At 46.8% G+C, this 14,022-nt stretch carries 17 protein-coding genes and 1 pseudogene; 8 read left to right on the top strand and 10 right to left on the bottom strand.

What is annotated here, in order from left to right; translation table 11 throughout:
* Positions 1–32: 32 nt before the first annotated feature.
* Complete coding sequence (locus NBH06_RS06935) at positions 33–1,094, bottom strand: helix-turn-helix domain-containing protein (RefSeq protein WP_118024036.1); 1,062 nt, start codon at positions 1,092–1,094, stop codon at positions 33–35.
* A 301-nt stretch (positions 1,095–1,395) separates the two neighbouring features.
* Between NBH06_RS06935 and NBH06_RS06930 the strand changes: the two genes are divergently transcribed.
* The 3 genes from NBH06_RS06930 to NBH06_RS06920 are packed head-to-tail and all read left to right on the top strand — an operon-like array spanning position 1,396 to position 4,702.
* The gene (locus NBH06_RS06930) at positions 1,396–2,628 is read left to right on the top strand and encodes a DUF3575 domain-containing protein (protein WP_179138481.1); all 1,233 of its coding nucleotides are present in this window, start codon (positions 1,396–1,398) and stop codon (positions 2,626–2,628) included.
* Complete coding sequence (locus NBH06_RS06925) at positions 2,625–3,545, top strand: DUF5119 domain-containing protein (RefSeq protein ID WP_250793485.1); 921 nt, start codon at positions 2,625–2,627, stop codon at positions 3,543–3,545. Before NBH06_RS06930 ends, NBH06_RS06925 begins: the two co-directional genes overlap by 4 nt.
* Before the next feature lie 44 nt (positions 3,546–3,589).
* Positions 3,590–4,702: a fimbrillin family protein gene (locus tag NBH06_RS06920; protein ID WP_250793483.1), complete on the top strand. Its 1,113-nt coding sequence runs from the start codon at positions 3,590–3,592 to the stop codon at positions 4,700–4,702.
* A 176-nt stretch (positions 4,703–4,878) separates the two neighbouring features.
* Here the strand turns inward: NBH06_RS06920 and NBH06_RS06915 are convergent, their stop codons facing one another.
* Both NBH06_RS06915 and NBH06_RS06910 read right to left on the bottom strand, forming a co-directional pair.
* Positions 4,879–5,136, bottom strand: coding sequence for a hypothetical protein (locus tag NBH06_RS06915; RefSeq protein ID WP_005648607.1), 258 nt, complete (start codon positions 5,134–5,136; stop codon positions 4,879–4,881).
* Between the two features lie 4 nt (positions 5,137–5,140).
* Positions 5,141–5,899 carry a ParA family protein gene (locus NBH06_RS06910; protein WP_250793481.1) on the bottom strand — a complete coding sequence of 253 codons (759 nt, stop codon included), beginning with the start codon at positions 5,897–5,899 and terminating at the stop codon, positions 5,141–5,143.
* 294 nt (positions 5,900–6,193) lie between these two features.
* Between NBH06_RS06910 and NBH06_RS06905 the strand changes: the two genes are divergently transcribed.
* Entirely contained in the window at positions 6,194–6,523 is a 330-nt protein-coding gene (locus NBH06_RS06905) for a hypothetical protein (protein WP_005868799.1), read from the top strand.
* A 3-nt stretch (positions 6,524–6,526) separates the two neighbouring features.
* Positions 6,527–6,943: pseudogene (locus tag NBH06_RS06900) on the top strand (virulence RhuM family protein); the annotation flags it as partial.
* Here the strand turns inward: NBH06_RS06900 and NBH06_RS06895 are convergent.
* Both NBH06_RS06895 and NBH06_RS13710 read right to left on the bottom strand, forming a co-directional pair.
* Positions 6,899–7,288 (bottom strand): plasmid mobilization protein, encoded by a 390-nt coding sequence (locus NBH06_RS06895; RefSeq protein WP_014776481.1) that lies wholly within the window; start codon positions 7,286–7,288, stop codon positions 6,899–6,901. The pseudogene NBH06_RS06900 and the gene NBH06_RS06895 overlap by 45 nt on opposite strands.
* Before the next feature lie 329 nt (positions 7,289–7,617).
* Positions 7,618–7,995, bottom strand: coding sequence for a DUF3408 domain-containing protein (locus tag NBH06_RS13710; RefSeq protein WP_004330044.1), 378 nt, complete (start codon positions 7,993–7,995; stop codon positions 7,618–7,620).
* Positions 7,996–8,738: 743 nt separating this feature from the next.
* Between NBH06_RS13710 and NBH06_RS06885 the strand changes: the two genes are divergently transcribed.
* On the top strand, positions 8,739–9,050 hold the full coding sequence (locus NBH06_RS06885; RefSeq protein ID WP_004330047.1) for a helix-turn-helix domain-containing protein: 312 nt from the start codon (positions 8,739–8,741) through the stop codon (positions 9,048–9,050).
* A 42-nt stretch (positions 9,051–9,092) separates the two neighbouring features.
* Positions 9,093–9,416: a helix-turn-helix domain-containing protein gene (locus NBH06_RS06880; protein WP_004295308.1), complete on the top strand. Its 324-nt coding sequence runs from the start codon at positions 9,093–9,095 to the stop codon at positions 9,414–9,416.
* Positions 9,417–9,753: 337 nt separating this feature from the next.
* On the opposite strand, the gene NBH06_RS06875 is transcribed toward NBH06_RS06880, so the two are convergent.
* From NBH06_RS06875 to NBH06_RS06865, 3 genes are read right to left on the bottom strand one after another with little or no spacing between them, the layout of a single operon-like run.
* A complete protein-coding gene (locus tag NBH06_RS06875) occupies positions 9,754–9,933 on the bottom strand; it encodes a hypothetical protein (RefSeq protein WP_081443390.1) in 180 nt (59 codons plus the stop codon).
* A 4-nt stretch (positions 9,934–9,937) separates the two neighbouring features.
* Entirely contained in the window at positions 9,938–10,330 is a 393-nt protein-coding gene (locus NBH06_RS06870) for a hypothetical protein (protein ID WP_004320820.1), read from the bottom strand.
* Between the two features lie 38 nt (positions 10,331–10,368).
* The gene (locus NBH06_RS06865; RefSeq protein WP_004330050.1) at positions 10,369–10,929 is read right to left on the bottom strand and encodes a sigma-70 RNA polymerase sigma factor region 4 domain-containing protein; all 561 of its coding nucleotides are present in this window, start codon (positions 10,927–10,929) and stop codon (positions 10,369–10,371) included.
* 288 nt (positions 10,930–11,217) lie between these two features.
* On the opposite strand from NBH06_RS06865, the gene NBH06_RS13705 reads away from it, so the two are divergent.
* Entirely contained in the window at positions 11,218–11,607 is a 390-nt protein-coding gene (locus tag NBH06_RS13705; RefSeq protein ID WP_004330051.1) for a hypothetical protein, read from the top strand.
* A gap of 168 nt (positions 11,608–11,775) precedes the next feature.
* Here the strand turns inward: NBH06_RS13705 and NBH06_RS06855 are convergent, their stop codons facing one another.
* Together NBH06_RS06855 and NBH06_RS06850 are read right to left on the bottom strand one after the other, a co-directional pair.
* A complete protein-coding gene (locus NBH06_RS06855) occupies positions 11,776–13,020 on the bottom strand; it encodes a site-specific integrase (RefSeq protein ID WP_250793479.1) in 1,245 nt (414 codons plus the stop codon).
* Between the two features lie 261 nt (positions 13,021–13,281).
* Positions 13,282–14,010 (bottom strand): tyrosine-protein phosphatase, encoded by a 729-nt coding sequence (locus NBH06_RS06850; RefSeq protein ID WP_046411331.1) that lies wholly within the window; start codon positions 14,008–14,010, stop codon positions 13,282–13,284.
* Positions 14,011–14,022: the final 12 nt, after the last annotated feature.

Here is a 14,022-nt window from a genome sequence, read left to right as displayed (position 1 = left end):
GCCTAAAGGCTGTGGGCTTTACTCTGCAATCCCTAACGCATGGCTGAAAACTCCTCTTGCCGGTGGTGTTCTTCTTCATACAGCCTCATGCGTTCTTGTAATGCTTCTTTTAAATTGTCGCTTTTTTTCAGTCCGAGTTTGGCACGTATGTTCGCTCGTTGGCTGGTTATGTTTCCGCTACTCCGATGTAATAATTCGCATATTTGGCTGACGGTCTTGTCTTGCAGTATTAAACGGCAGATGTTTAATTCGGACGGGGATAAATTGGGATATATTCTCCTGATTGTATCAAGTTTACTTTTTTCCTTTTTCTGGTATGCGGCAAGGGCTGTAAAAAGATTTTCTTTGGATTGTTCCCCTATTATGTTTAACAGGGAGCTTGTCTTTTCTTCCGGGTTATTCTCGCTTAACAACTCGGCGAACGCGAATAGTTCTTCCTTTTTCATTTGGAGACGTTTCAAAAGCATTTCCTCTTCCTCTTTTAGCAAGTTGCTACTTTTTAGCAAGCTGCTGATATTACTGTGTAAGGATCTTCCTAATAAGGGGATCATGGTGTATATGATGATGATCAAAGGCAGATAACTGTATAGGAACGGTTCGTCGGTGATAAGTGTGCAGATTGTATAGGAAGCTATGGTAAGGGAGGACAATAGGATGGAGATATTACTCATATAGGCACAGATGGAAAGCATGGTAAATAAGAGAGAGATAGTAATGTTACTCATTATCAATGCTCTTTGATAACTATATTCATATCCGCTACATATTGAGCAATAAATTATTTCGATAAAAATCTCGATATGTATGGCTATCAGTATAATGGAAAAGGTCGTGGTCAGATTTACTCTCTTTTTAAAATAAGCGAGAGTGCACATAATGATAAACAGGAATAATACGCTGTTAATATAATAAAACTGTTCATTGGGAAATGGAACTGAATATATGTATATGGGTGCGCATAAGGCCAGCATGAGCAGGGATAGATGAAAGACACGTTTTTGTTGATACGTTATTATCATTTCTCTTTCTTTTTTGTCGTAAGTTTGAGTTTTTATTGAACTTAGAAAAGTAGCGGCTTTTGTGCTGATTTTCATGTGTTTTATTGTTTTAAGTGTTATTAAGTATAATGTTTCCTGCAAAAATAACTGTTTTTTTTTTTTTTTGTATGTTTAAGTACTTTTCTTTATGATGTTAAGTGTTTTTAATTGTTGTGTAAGCGTGATTGGCTGCTGTGGTAAGTGTTGTAGCTGTTGTGTGGTTGTCTTTTTAAGTATTTATAAGTTTAAAATACTTGTTTTTTGCTTTGGAGGTTGGTTTATAGGTATGTATTTTTGCGGTCGAAATTCAAGGGGTGTAAAAGCCTGGGTTTGGATTGTCATATTAACAAATGATTAAATGACGAAAAGATGTTTTTTTTATATTAAATGTGTATTGTTCGTGCTCGTGTTGAGTATAAGCGGAGAAATATCCGCTCAGGAGAAGCGTGATTCGGTAAGGATCTATTTTCATCAAGGAAAGGTAAATATAGATACATGTTTACTTGACAATGGGAACGAGATGGAGCGGTTTGCTAAAATCTGTTCCGCATTGAACGACTCCGTCCGTCTTATCAGGAAAATTCAAATAATAGGAGGAGCTTCCCCGGAAGGAGGGGGGCTATTGAATGGAAGGCTGTCTGAAAAACGAGCAGAGGTTTTGTGGCGGTATATATCACCTTATATAAAGATTCCGGTATTGGAGAAGGATTTTCATTTTTCGGGAAGTGACTGGAACGGACTTATAACGATGGTGAGAGCGGATGTGAATGTTCCGGAGAGGGAGGATGTCCTTCGTTTGTTGGAGAAGATCGTCCGTTTGGAAAACCAGGACAGCCCTTATTTGGGGGGAGAACTGAAAAGACTGAAAGGGGGGAGGCCATACTCATATTTGTATAAATTCCATTTTCCGAAACTTCGTTCGTCGATGGTGAAAATATGCTATGATAGTGATCCGATGAATCCCGTCAGAGATACGGTATATATACATACACGTGATACGTTGTGCATCCGTGATACCGTTACCGTCATAGCTCCGGTAAAGAAACGGCCGTTTTGCATGGCGGTGAAAACAAACTTGCTTTATGACGCTGTTTTGATACCTGACATCGGGGTTGAGTTCTGTTTGGGGAAGAACTGGTCTGTGGCCGGGAATTGGATGTATGCCTGGTGGAAAAGTGATCGGAAGCATAACTACTGGCGTATCTATGGGGGAGATGTGGAGTTGCGCCGCTGGTTCGGTCGGAGAGCGGTGGAAAAACCGTTTTCCGGGCATCATGTCGGATTGTACGGGCAGATCGTCACCTATGATTTCGAATTGGGTGGGAAAGGTTACTTGGGGGATAAATGGAGTTACGGGGGAGGCGTGGCTTACGGCTACTCGTTACCTGTGGGACATCGGTTCAATGTGGATTTCACGTTGGGAATCGGCTACCTTGGAGGATCGTACAAGGAGTACATCCCTTTGGACGGTCACTATGTATGGCAGACCACTAAAAACCGCCGCTGGTTCGGCCCGACCAAGGCGGGGATCTCTTTGGTGTGGTTGATCGGCCGTGGCAACTACAACGGGAAGAAAGGAGGCAGGCAGTGATACGGATACGCTTTTGTCTGGTGTCCATATTTTTATGGATAGGACTGACGGCTTGTGAGCATAAGGATTTATGTTACGATCATCCGCACTTTGTCACGGTGCGGGTAGTATTCGACTGGACCAAGATTTCCAATCATGACAAGCCTGAAGGCATGAGGGTCGTATTTTATCCGACCGACGATGAAAGCAACACGTGGACATTTGATTTCCCCGGAGGAGAGGATGGGGAAGTGGAGCTACCCGAGAATGATTACCGGGTAATTTGCTTCAACTACGATACCGACGGGATGGTTTGGAAAGGAAACGGCAGTTACACGCTTTTTACTGCCGATACGCGTGATGTTCGGTCGCCGGATAACCGGACAATGGCCGTCACCCCACCCTGGCTGTGTGGCGACCATATAGACAGAGTTATCCTCAAGGACATTCCGGGAGGTAGCGCGGAGATAGTACGGCTAACTCCCGTAAACATGGTATGTCACTACACGTATGAGGTGAACGGTCTTCGGGGACTGGACAGGGTGGCGGATTTGCGGGCCGCTCTTTCCGGCATGTCCGGCTCGCTTAACATGTCCGGCGACAGTTTGCCCGCCGATCTTTCGGAGAGCCTGCTCTTTGATGGAATGGTTTCACGGAATCAGATTATAGGCGGATTCTATACGTTTGGACATTCCGCACTTGAAGGAGAGCCCAATGTTTTCCGGCTGTATCTCAAGAACCGTTCAGGCAGCATGTCTGTATTGGAACAGGACGTGAGCGACCAAGTGCATGATGTCCCGGTAGCGGGGCATATCGGTGATGTGCATCTGGTGTTGAATTTTGATTATGAGGTACCATCCGAGCCGGGAAGTGGCGGTCCGGGATTTGATGTGGACGTTGATGATTGGGATGATGTGAATGTGGATATAGTGTTGTAATCGAGTTTGTTAATTATATGTATCAATTTAAATTGTTTTTATTTATGAAAAAAAGTACAGTAATGCTTTGGGCAATCTTTGGAGCTCTACTCATGGGTTGCTCAGACGAGGAGATTGCGAATGTGGAAACCTCCTCACGAAATGCGATTGGTTTTAACGTGTTAAGTAATGCGGCGGAAACGAGGGCTACCCCTACTACCAACACCAACTTGAAGAACACCGATTTCGACGTGTTCGCTTTTACGGCGGATGGTACTGCCTTCATGGGAAAGAACGACACGGAATTTGAACATGACGGAGTGAAGATCGTGTACAAAAATGGTAAGTGGGATTATGACAATGCGAGCGACCTTCGTTATTGGCCTACCGAGGCTTTGGACTTTTACGCGTTCAATCCCGGAACGGTTAGTGAAGACATGATGGTGTTTTATAGTTGGGAAGCCACCAAGGATGTCCAAAAGATAAGTTATACCTGCATGGATGAGTATGGAACCGGTACTCATGCAAACTACGACGTGATGTATGCCATGGCCAAAGGCCAGACAAAAGACATGAACAACGGAATAGTGAAATTTAATTTCAAACATATTCTGTCACAGGTCGTATTCAAAGCAAAGACCCAATACGATAACATGCAGGTGGACATCGACGTGATCAAGATTCATAATTTCAAATTTGCCGGCGCCTTCACATTGCCTGCGACAGCCGATGGAACGGGAAGTTGGAGTTCGTCTGATTTAGCATTTCCACACGCATTTACCGTAGTGAAAAACGCAAACATCACGGTCAATAGCAATACCGAAGCTACCGATATTACCACAAATACTCCTATGCTGAATATACCACAGGAGCTGACTGCTTGGAAAGTTTCCGAAACAGCCACCAAAAGCAAGTTGGAGGCCGATAATGCGAAGCAATGTTATCTGGAGATCGCCTGCAAAATCCGGCAGTCCGGAGCTTATCTGTTGGGTTCAGCAAGCGAATACAAAACAATTTATGTTCCGTTCGGAGATACATGGGAACAGGGCAAGCGTCATATCTACACGTTGATTTTCGGTGGTGGTTATGATGATCAGGGAGAGGCTGTGTTGAATCCGATCCAGTTTGATGCAGAGACAACAGGCTGGGTTAATGCGGCAAAAGACGTAAACGTTTAATTAATATCGTACCCGTTGGCAGGTTAAACATACGCAAGATTAATCCCGCCAACGGGTTCTTTATAGGGAATCGCATTTTCAATATACTTTTTGATGTGTAGGGGTGCTTTTTGCGTACCTTTTTCCTGGAGAATTTCTTTTGTGGAGTGTTTGCCCTGTATATTCCCGATACGCTGTTATAGCAGGGAACTGTTTTTATCCAAGTAGTCAGATATAGCCTCTTGCAATACCGATTTTAGCGAATCGCCTTTGCGGATCGCGATCAGCTTTAAGTTCTGGTGATAGGTTTCGTCCATGACAAAATTACAATGCACGGTTTTCGCTTTCTTCGGCTTTTGAGCCTCTTTTTGCCCGGCCGTGGATTGGATCAGGCTGTCTAATCCCCCGGTCAGCCCGGCCGACATACTGTTTTTTAAATCGTTCTTCTTTGCCATATGGTTACTTTATTTCTGTTAGCAGTTCGTTACATACCTTTTCGTAGTCCTCTGCCCCGGCAGATTTGGGGGCATAGTGAAAAATATCCTGCCCTTGTGTCGGGGCTTCGGCCAGCGTAATGGAGTTGCGTATATGGGTGCTGAACACTTTGCCCTGGAATGTTTCCTGTACCAGTTCCGAAACGCTCTTGTTCAGGTTCTTTCTTCCGTCGTACTGGGTTATCAGAACCCCGGCTATCGAAAGATCCGAGTTCAAACGTTGCTGCACCTTGTGGACGACCTGCATAAGTTTGGCCATTCCACGCATTGCCAGGAATTGAGCCTGAACCGGGATAATCAGCCGATCCGAGGCCGTCAGTGCGTTAAGCGTGAGCAGCGACAGCGAGGGGGGACAGTCGATCAGGATATAATCGAATTTCTCCTTTTGGCCCTTGATAAGGTGGGCTAAGATAAGTTCCCGCCCGGCCTCGTTGATTAACTCCGTTTCAACGGCCGAGAGATCCAGGCAGGAGGGAACGACGCTAAGGCCGTCCTTATGCTCGTAGATCGGCAGGTCGTATTCGCCTTTCATCGCACCGTAGATCGTTTGGGGAAGCTCCGCAGAGAAGCCCAGCGATTCAGTCAGGTTGGCTTGTCCGTCAAGGTCGATCAAAAGAACCTTGTACCCTTTTTGACGTAACGCGCCGCCCAGGTTGATCGTGGTTGTAGTCTTTCCTACTCCCCCTTTGTGATTCAATACGGAGATTACTTTTGCTTTGCTCATAAATTCAGTTTTTTAAATGGTTGTCATGTCCGCAAATATAGTCAAAAACTAATATACTAAAATACTAAAAGTAGTATTTTTCGTTTTTTGCGTGTTTTTTGTGCCGATCGGGGAAGCGTACCGAAATAAATCCTGTTTCCGTCTTTCGGTACGTTTTGTTTCTGTACCGGAATTAATCAAAGATTAGAATAACCATAAATGTTTTTATACGTTAATCATACGTATGTATATATGTATATATGTATATATTTGTTTTTGAGTATCTTTGTGTGCTATAAATAAAAAATAAAAGACATGAGCACTTATTCGTATAAAAATCCGAAGTTTATAAATTCCCCTAAAGGGGTGGTTGAAGTTGTAGAAGTGATTTATGACGGCAAAGATGATCCGGCCTATTCACTGGCTATTATTAAATGGGAAAATACCTATAAATTAGGTATTCGTTGGAACATCGCTTATAGTGAATGGGACGATTACCGCAAACAGAACGGGCAAGATGAATGTATAGGTAATCCACAGTCGAGAGGTATTCCCACCTGGTTTGTTTTGCCCGATGATATGATGTTTAGTGAGAAGTTCAGCGGTGCGATGCAGAGGCTTGATGAATTAAGAAAAGGTAAATAAGCAATGGAACAGGGAGAAATCATATTATACCAGCCGGATGAAGCGGTCAAGTTGGAAGTGAGGCTGGAAGATGAAACCGTTTGGCTGACACAAGAACAAATAGCCGACTTGTTCGGGACTAAAAGGCCAGCTATTACCAAACATTTGAACAACATTTACAAAAGCGGCGAACTTGATGTAGATAGCACATGTTCCATTTTGGAACGTATGGGTAATGACGGCAAACAGAGATATACTACTAAATATTATAATCTTGATGCGATTCTGTCAATAGGATATCGGGTTAATAGCAAGAACGCAACCCTTTTTAGGAAATGGGTGAATAGTGTATTAAAGGATTATCTTTTAAAGGGGTATTCCATTAATAAACGTTTGTCAGAACTTGAAAGGACTGTCGCTCAACATACCGAGAAGATAGACCATGATCCGCTTCAGCTTTCCCAGCAGCCCGTCTATCAGCAGCCTTGTCCTGTAAAAGCCTGTCTGGTGCGAGAGCTTTGTCAGTTGGTTCAGATTGTTCGCCATTCCCGCCAGGCTGCGCAGCAGCGCATTCTCTTCAGGCGTATGCCTTGCCGTAACGGTGGCCGCCAGTGCCACCTCCCTGATATAGACCGCCAGACTCCGGCCGGACTTCCTTGCCCTGAATCTGAGAGCCTCGTAGCTGACGGGGGAGAACTTCACTGTCACTCCCTTGGTCAGCTTCCGCGTCCTGCCCAGTGCCGGACGGCCGCGTTTTTTCTTCATCTCATTCATATCCTTTGTCATATGTTTTTTCTTTTTCGTCCGTACTTCTTTCATTCCAAAATCTGCGACCGGCGGGAGTGGATTTACCCTCCCTGCAACCGCCGGGCGCTGGGGAGCAAGGGTTTTCGGGAATCCGGAAACATAACCTTGCTATTACTATTACAGAATCCACCCTTCAAAACAACAGGAAATATTAATATCAATGGTTTCAGATAACCGTTTCCATTCCTGGTCCGGAAGGTGACAATGAAAGTATATCCGCCGGAGGTGTACCTATATTTTCTACAGTCATCCGTTCCGGCTGATATACGACCGGCAGTCATTCACACGGTCTGACAGTCACCGGTACTCTAAAGTTTCCTCCAGCGTTCGATGTCTTGCCGGTAGGTTTCAAGATGCCGTCTTGCCAGATTCTCCAGCAGCCCGGATACGCTCATTCCCCGGCAGCCCAGTCTCAGGACGATCATGTCCAGGGCACTACGAGTTTCCTCACTGATGAACACGGCTTTAGGTCCCTTGATTTTAGGGGGAATGAGATAAGTTTCCCGATACTTTTCCAAAGCCGGGCGCTTCGGTGCCTTCTCCGGCTTTGCCGGCTGTGGGCAGGTTCCGTCAAGTATCTCCCTGAGGGTACTTCCCAACTTCTCACACAGGACGGCCATACGGTGCGTATGTCCTTCCGCCATCGTTTTTCCCACAAGGGGCATGTCTTCTTTTCCTTCTTTCATAGAAACTTGGATTTACGTTGATACGATGGTTTCCCATATACCGGGAAACCGATTGTCGCCGGCAAATAAAACGATAAAAAACAGACGGATCGACACTTAGGGTTCTGTTGGCGTATTCTTCTGTATCATTCTCTGCTTCAGGGTGTACGGACGGTGAGAACTTCATTATTATACGCATCGGAAGCAGGGCATGAACTTTACGGATGCAGTTGCAATCACTAAAGACCGATTGCAACCATTAATGATTATAACCGGTCATTAATGGTTGGTTATAATTATTAATGGCCGGTTACAAACACTGATGCCCGCATCAGTGTTTGTCCGGCAGGCATCTTTCAGTCCGGATATGGAAGAACATCCTGATAACCGGCCTCTTTACCGGGATGGGACAAAACTGATGGACATCCGTCATGTTCATAAGCGTCTCCACGATAACATTTGGCGCATCTTTCTATTGTATAAATCAATAAAAGTACATCTTATGAAAAAGAAAGATCGCTTCGATTCCAATTGAATATCTATTCCGGACATCTGATGACATATAATGACATCTGATGAAGGGCCGGAACCATATCCGGGAACAATCATTTACTTTGCGGATGAAACAGGCACGCATATGGTGTCAAAGGTAGTCATCCTGTCTTGAAATTCAGGATGTTCCGCTGGGATTCACTAAATTGCGGCACGGAATCCGGATCCGAAGAGAGAATGAAACAGATGTCAAACCTGAAATTACAGTGATTATGGAAATAGTGAACATTGAGGCAAGGACCTTCGAGGCGATGCTCTCGGCCTTCCGGACGTTCGCGGACCGGCTGGACACCCTCTGCCGGCTGTACGGCGACATAGAGGAGAAGAAATGGCTGGACAACCAGGAGGTGTGCCTGCTGCTGAAGGTCAGCCCGAGAACCCTGCAGACCCTCCGTGACAACGGCACGCTGGCATACACACAGATCTGTCACAAGACTTATTACAAGCCCGGGGACGTGGAAAGTATCATCCGGATAGTGGAGGAGCGCCGCAAGCGGGCTGAAAGTATGGGAAGGTCGATCTGAAAGGCCATGAAAAACGAATGTCGAACAAAAAAAGATCAAGTCATGATGAATACCGATAACCGTCTGCTCACCCGTGAGAGCAGCGAGCATATAAGAGAGTTCTTCTCTACCGTCGAGCGTCTCTCCGTTTCCATGGAGCGTCTCTTTGCCGGCAGGTCACCGGCGATGGCGGGCGAGAACTTCTATACGGACCGCGAACTGGCTGAAAAGCTGAAAGTGAGCCGCCGCAGCCTGCAACAGTACCGGGACAGCGGTCTGCTTGCCTTCACCCGGCTAGGCGGCAAGATACTGTACCGTTCTTCCGACATCGAGAAGCTGCTTGACGGCTGCTACAGGGAGGCGAGAACCAGACCGGAGGAACTTTAGAAAAGTTCCGTACGGGATCGTGAATGAAGGGGCGGGCGGTTGTCATACCGGCCGTCCCTTCGTTTTCTTTCCACCGGATGAACGACTTTAATTTGCTCATAAAGTATTTATACACAGAGTGTTTTCTTTATAAATTATGATCCGGTGACGACATTGGCATAACATGGCGGGACATGGAAACATTTTTCCGGTATGGCAATAAGATACGGGGATTCCATTATAAAAAAAGACCCTTATTTTATTATGTCATTATGTTATTCTGAAATTGGGGCGGGCTGCCCGTGTATCGGTAGAACGGTCCGTTCCTGTAATGGCGGCACATCCCGTACTGATATCATTATCCGCCGGCAATGTTGTTTCCCGGTCTTGCCGGAGTGACCTTATGCCGGCCGGTGACAACCGCATGTCCGTGTGTAAACATGGCGGCGCATAAAAACAGGCACACCCTCCGGGCTCCTGTCCCGTCGGATGCGCCTGTCTCCATCATGTCATATACAGCCGGACTACTCCGGCCCATGCCTCTATCTGAGTATCGGATTCGAGAGCAGTATCTTGTAATAGGCCACCCCGCCAATCTCTACCGGCATCCTCGCCATCATGAACTGCACGCTCTTCCTCTCCACCTTCGCCTGCCGCATGAGCCTCTGCACGATAAACCCGGCCGAGAACCTTGCGCATCTTTTATCCTTCCAGACGATGAACCCCTCGCTGTCGTCGGCCCGGCAGATATACCAGTCACCCGTCTCGTCATCGTGGGCGAAGTTCACCCGTCCACCGCCGAGGATTCCCAATTCGATTGACATCGTCTTTGACAGATAGACGGTTCCCCTGCTGTCAAGGTTGATGGTCCGCTTTCCCTTGTATGTGACTTCCTGCGGACGGGAGTTTTCCCTGTTGTATACTATCAGTGCCATAATTGTCTTTCTTTTATCGGTTGGACTGTTTTCGTTTTTCAATACATGAAGCTTTCCACCGCCAGCATCCGGCTTCTCCATGCGAAACCGCTGTGGGTACGTACCGCGTCCACTATCCTGCATACTTTCTGCGATATGGCCGATGCCGAGATACCCATGCATTCCGCCAGTGCCTTGAACGAGAACTGCGCCTCATAGAACCTGAGCATGAACATCCGGTATTCCTCGTAGGAGAACTTCTGCCTTACGAAACGCAGTATGTCCTTAACCAGCCTCTCGCACCCGTTCAGGTCGTCCTCGGAAAGGAATTTTGCCTCCTCGCCACATCGGAGGAAGAAATCATCTTCAGGGTGTGCATACCGGTTCTCCCTTTTAATCTTTACCAGGGCCGCCTTTTTGTAGCATCCGATGAAATACGCGTCATAGTCCGTTATGTCCTTTCCGGGAACCAGCACCTGCCTTCTTACGAAAAGGTAGGTGTCATGGAAATTGTCCTCGTCCAGCATTCCGTACCGGCGTAACGTCCCTCTCAACCTGTCATAGGATTTTGTGAACCACTCGTTGAACAGTCTTTCCTTTTCTGCGCTCTTGTCTGCCATAGCCTTATGTTTTTTTTGAGTCGTACATTTGTACGTTATACATGGCCTACACGGGTAGGCATTCTTATTTCTTGTGCTTCCTCCAGTTTGTTTTTCGGCGGTCTCCGGCAAGGCTTGCCGTGAAAAAATACGCTCACGCGAAGCGTGAGGAAGATTTTTTCACGAGCAACCAGCCCGCAGGGCCGCCTTGCGGGACCGGCCTGAAAAACAACTATTTTTGCCGCAAGAAATGAGGATGACAGATTACTTCCTTCTATCTATTGTCTGTCCGGTGAGAATTTAGATTCCATGCAGCTTTTCTGTCTTCGGTATGTTTGGAGAAATATTCAAGGATATGAAATGAGAACGGCAATACGTGATGTTGCGGAAGGAATGGATATGGGATTGGAAACAGGAAGCGTGCCCGGGTTTTCATGCAGTTTATACGGCGGTGTTGATTTTGAGGAGGATTACAGGGAAGTGACAGGATGGTCGGCTGTCGGAAAAGAAGCAATACCGGCGGACGTGGATATGGGCAAAACCACCCGTACATGCAATGCAGAGGGAGCAGGAGAGCCTTCACCACAGCCGGAGCCCCTTTTCATGCCGTATCCCGACATGAAAAGGGGCTCCTGGACAATTCTTTTCCTTTTTCCTTGTCGCACATGCACTACGTCGGTCGCAGTTTTCGCCTTCTGAATCAATTTTCCCGTCCGTCACCCGCGCATTCGGAGCGTTTTTCCGGCAGAAAATTTCACCGTACGGAAATTTTCTGCCGGAAACCGGAGGGAAAACGCGCAGATCCGCGGGGACGGCGGAACTTTGATGAAGAAGGGGAAAAATCACTCGTCCCGTAAATGCCTTCCCTCAGATGGCATCGCATATCTCCTTCTCCATCTTTTCCAGCTTATGGGACAGGACTTCCATGTCGCTGCTGATCTTCTGGTTGGTTATCCGGGCATATATCTGGGTGGTTTTCAAATCCGTATGACCCAAAAGACGGCTTACGGTCTCGATGGGCACACCGTGCGAGAGCAGCACGGTGGTGGCGTTCGTATGCCGGGCAACATGGTAGGTCAGCCGTATCTTGAAACCGCACTGCCTACCAAGTTCCTTCAATATGACGTTGCATCTGCTGCTCGGTACCGGAAATACATGATCGTCCTTGGACAGCCCCTTGTACTTCTCTATGATGCGCCTGGGAACGTCCAGCAGGCGGATGTTGGACTCGGTGTTCGTCTTCCGCCGGCGGGTGATGATCCAGAGGTTGCCGTCGAAGAAGGTCTGGAGCCGGTCGGTCGTCAGCGCCTTCACGTCTGCGTATGCCAGTCCGGTAAACACCGAGAAGATGAAGAGGTCACGTACCAGTTCGCAGGTCCCGCTTTTCACCGGGACCTCCATCAGCGTCTGTATCTCACGCTCCGTCAGGTAGCCCCGGTCAACGCTCTCGAAGGAGTTGATGTACCCGGCGAAGGGATTGAAGGGAAGTGCACCGCTGTTGCGGGCGATGGAGATGATGTGCTTGAGCCCGATCATGTAACCCCATACGGTATTGGTGCGGCATTTCTTCTCCGTACGCAGAAAATACTCGAAGTTGTTGATGAAGGTCAGGTTGAGTTCCTTCAGGGGGATGTCGTCACGTCGGTACACTTTCGGGACGAACTCGCACAGGTGCTTGTATATGGTACGGTAGCGGTTGTATGTCCCCTGTACGCGGCTGTGTCCCACTTTCTTGATGAACTCCTCGTTGTGCTGTTCGAAGAGTTTCAGCAAAGTCTCCCGTTTCACGCCCAGTCCGAGGTAGACATCCCTCAGCCTGGCAGCAGTGACATAGCCGTCGGACTGCATCAGTTCCTGGTAACGACGGTTCACGTCCACACGTATCCGGTCAACCGCCGCATTGATTTTCTGTGCCTCGACGCTCTTGCCGGTGGCACGTGCCGTTTTCACGTCCCAAAGTTTCGGGGGTACGTCCAGCTTGCAGCTGAACTGCTTGATTTCGCCGTCCACCGTAAGACGGCACATCAGGGGGAGATAGCCGTTGGCTCTCTCGCTGCCCTTCTTCACGTAGAAGAGGATTTTGAAAGTCGATCTGCTCATACTCGTTTTCATACTTTTTTGATTGTTACAAAGTTAATATCAAGCGAGTTGTCTCCAAGTATGAAAAATTGTGCAAATTACTGAAATATAACCTGTTGTACCGTTTCTTGTTCCTATTATATCAGTAACGATATGGGAACTGAAGTCTTTCGCAACTTTTATCGAACCTCCTTTTTCAGCTTATGCAGTATTATGAGCTAAACACCTAACTGATTAGTGGACTGCATTTTTGCTGTATTATCATTAACCTTGCCTTTTTCTTTTACGTTTATTTTACAAGTGGTTGTTTTTTATGTGGATATTTCTCATGTGCTTGGGATATTCTTTCCCGGATAAATATTTGTTGATGTGCAGGACATGGGAACTGTTGTGCAAATCGCTTCCCAGGTAGTCTACCATCTGTTTGGAAATCAGCCATTCGGCGACCTCTTTCGCTCTTTTGTTGTAATACCCTGCGAGGGAAAGTAGATTGACTTGAAATTCACACCCTTGTTCATGTAGCTCTTTGTAGATTTTTTTGTCATCGTAATAATAAGCATATCGTTCGGGGTGGGCTAAAATGGGGGAAAGTCCTTTAATCTGCAAATCGAAGACGAGACTTTTGATGTTCCAGAACGGTTGTAGAAAAGAGTTTTCGATAAGGATATGGTTGCCCGGCATGGGTATGATTTCTTCTCTTTGCAGTATGCCCAAAAAGTTATCGTCCATTCGGTATTCTGCGGAGTAGCAGAGTTTAATTCCCAGTTCGTCCAAATTGGTCTCTTGGCAAAGCCGGGAGTATGCCGACCCGATGGTTTGTGGAGTGTTTTCGAATGAAGCCTCGGTCACATGAGGCGTAGCTATGATTCGTTCAAGTCCCCATTCTTTCATTTGATGAATGAGGGCGAGGGAGTGTTCTACATCGGGAGACCCGTCGTCGATACCCGGTAATACATGGCAGTGAACCTCTGTCGTATAGGGTAGTTTGGGAGTATTGTTTTTCTTTTTAAAGAAATTAAACATATCTGAATGGCG

The sequence above is a fragment of the Barnesiella sp. B2-R-119 genome, from assembly GCF_023656675.1.
GTDB classification, from domain to species: domain Bacteria; phylum Bacteroidota; class Bacteroidia; order Bacteroidales; family Barnesiellaceae; genus Barnesiella; species Barnesiella intestinihominis.
This window is presented reverse-complemented; position numbering and strand designations above follow the sequence as displayed.

Excerpts from the sequence above, each read along its gene's own strand:
- NBH06_RS06930 (WP_179138481.1), top strand. The coding sequence starts at position 1,396 with ATGACGAAAAGATGTTTTTTTTATATTAAATGTGTATTGTTCGTGCTC.
- NBH06_RS06855 (WP_250793479.1), bottom strand. The coding sequence starts at position 13,020 with ATGAAAACGAGTATGAGCAGATCGACTTTCAAAATCCTCTTCTACGTG.
- NBH06_RS06915 (WP_005648607.1), bottom strand. The coding sequence starts at position 5,136 with ATGGCAAAGAAGAACGATTTAAAAAACAGTATGTCGGCCGGGCTGACC.
- NBH06_RS06910 (WP_250793481.1), bottom strand. The coding sequence starts at position 5,899 with ATGAGCAAAGCAAAAGTAATCTCCGTATTGAATCACAAAGGGGGAGTA.
- NBH06_RS06880 (WP_004295308.1), top strand. The coding sequence starts at position 9,093 with ATGATGAATACCGATAACCGTCTGCTCACCCGTGAGAGCAGCGAGCAT.
- NBH06_RS06850 (WP_046411331.1), bottom strand. The coding sequence starts at position 14,010 with ATGTTTAATTTCTTTAAAAAGAAAAACAATACTCCCAAACTACCCTAT.
- NBH06_RS13705 (WP_004330051.1), top strand. The coding sequence starts at position 11,218 with ATGCAGCTTTTCTGTCTTCGGTATGTTTGGAGAAATATTCAAGGATAT.
- NBH06_RS13710 (WP_004330044.1), bottom strand. The coding sequence starts at position 7,995 with ATGAAAGAAGGAAAAGAAGACATGCCCCTTGTGGGAAAAACGATGGCG.
- NBH06_RS06895 (WP_014776481.1), bottom strand. The coding sequence starts at position 7,288 with ATGACAAAGGATATGAATGAGATGAAGAAAAAACGCGGCCGTCCGGCA.
- NBH06_RS06870 (WP_004320820.1), bottom strand. The coding sequence starts at position 10,330 with ATGGCACTGATAGTATACAACAGGGAAAACTCCCGTCCGCAGGAAGTC.
- NBH06_RS06905 (WP_005868799.1), top strand. The coding sequence starts at position 6,194 with ATGAGCACTTATTCGTATAAAAATCCGAAGTTTATAAATTCCCCTAAA.
- NBH06_RS06875 (WP_081443390.1), bottom strand. The coding sequence starts at position 9,933 with ATGGGCCGGAGTAGTCCGGCTGTATATGACATGATGGAGACAGGCGCA.
- NBH06_RS06935 (WP_118024036.1), bottom strand. The coding sequence starts at position 1,094 with ATGAAAATCAGCACAAAAGCCGCTACTTTTCTAAGTTCAATAAAAACT.
- NBH06_RS06865 (WP_004330050.1), bottom strand. The coding sequence starts at position 10,929 with ATGGCAGACAAGAGCGCAGAAAAGGAAAGACTGTTCAACGAGTGGTTC.
- NBH06_RS06885 (WP_004330047.1), top strand. The coding sequence starts at position 8,739 with ATGGAAATAGTGAACATTGAGGCAAGGACCTTCGAGGCGATGCTCTCG.
- NBH06_RS06920 (WP_250793483.1), top strand. The coding sequence starts at position 3,590 with ATGAAAAAAAGTACAGTAATGCTTTGGGCAATCTTTGGAGCTCTACTC.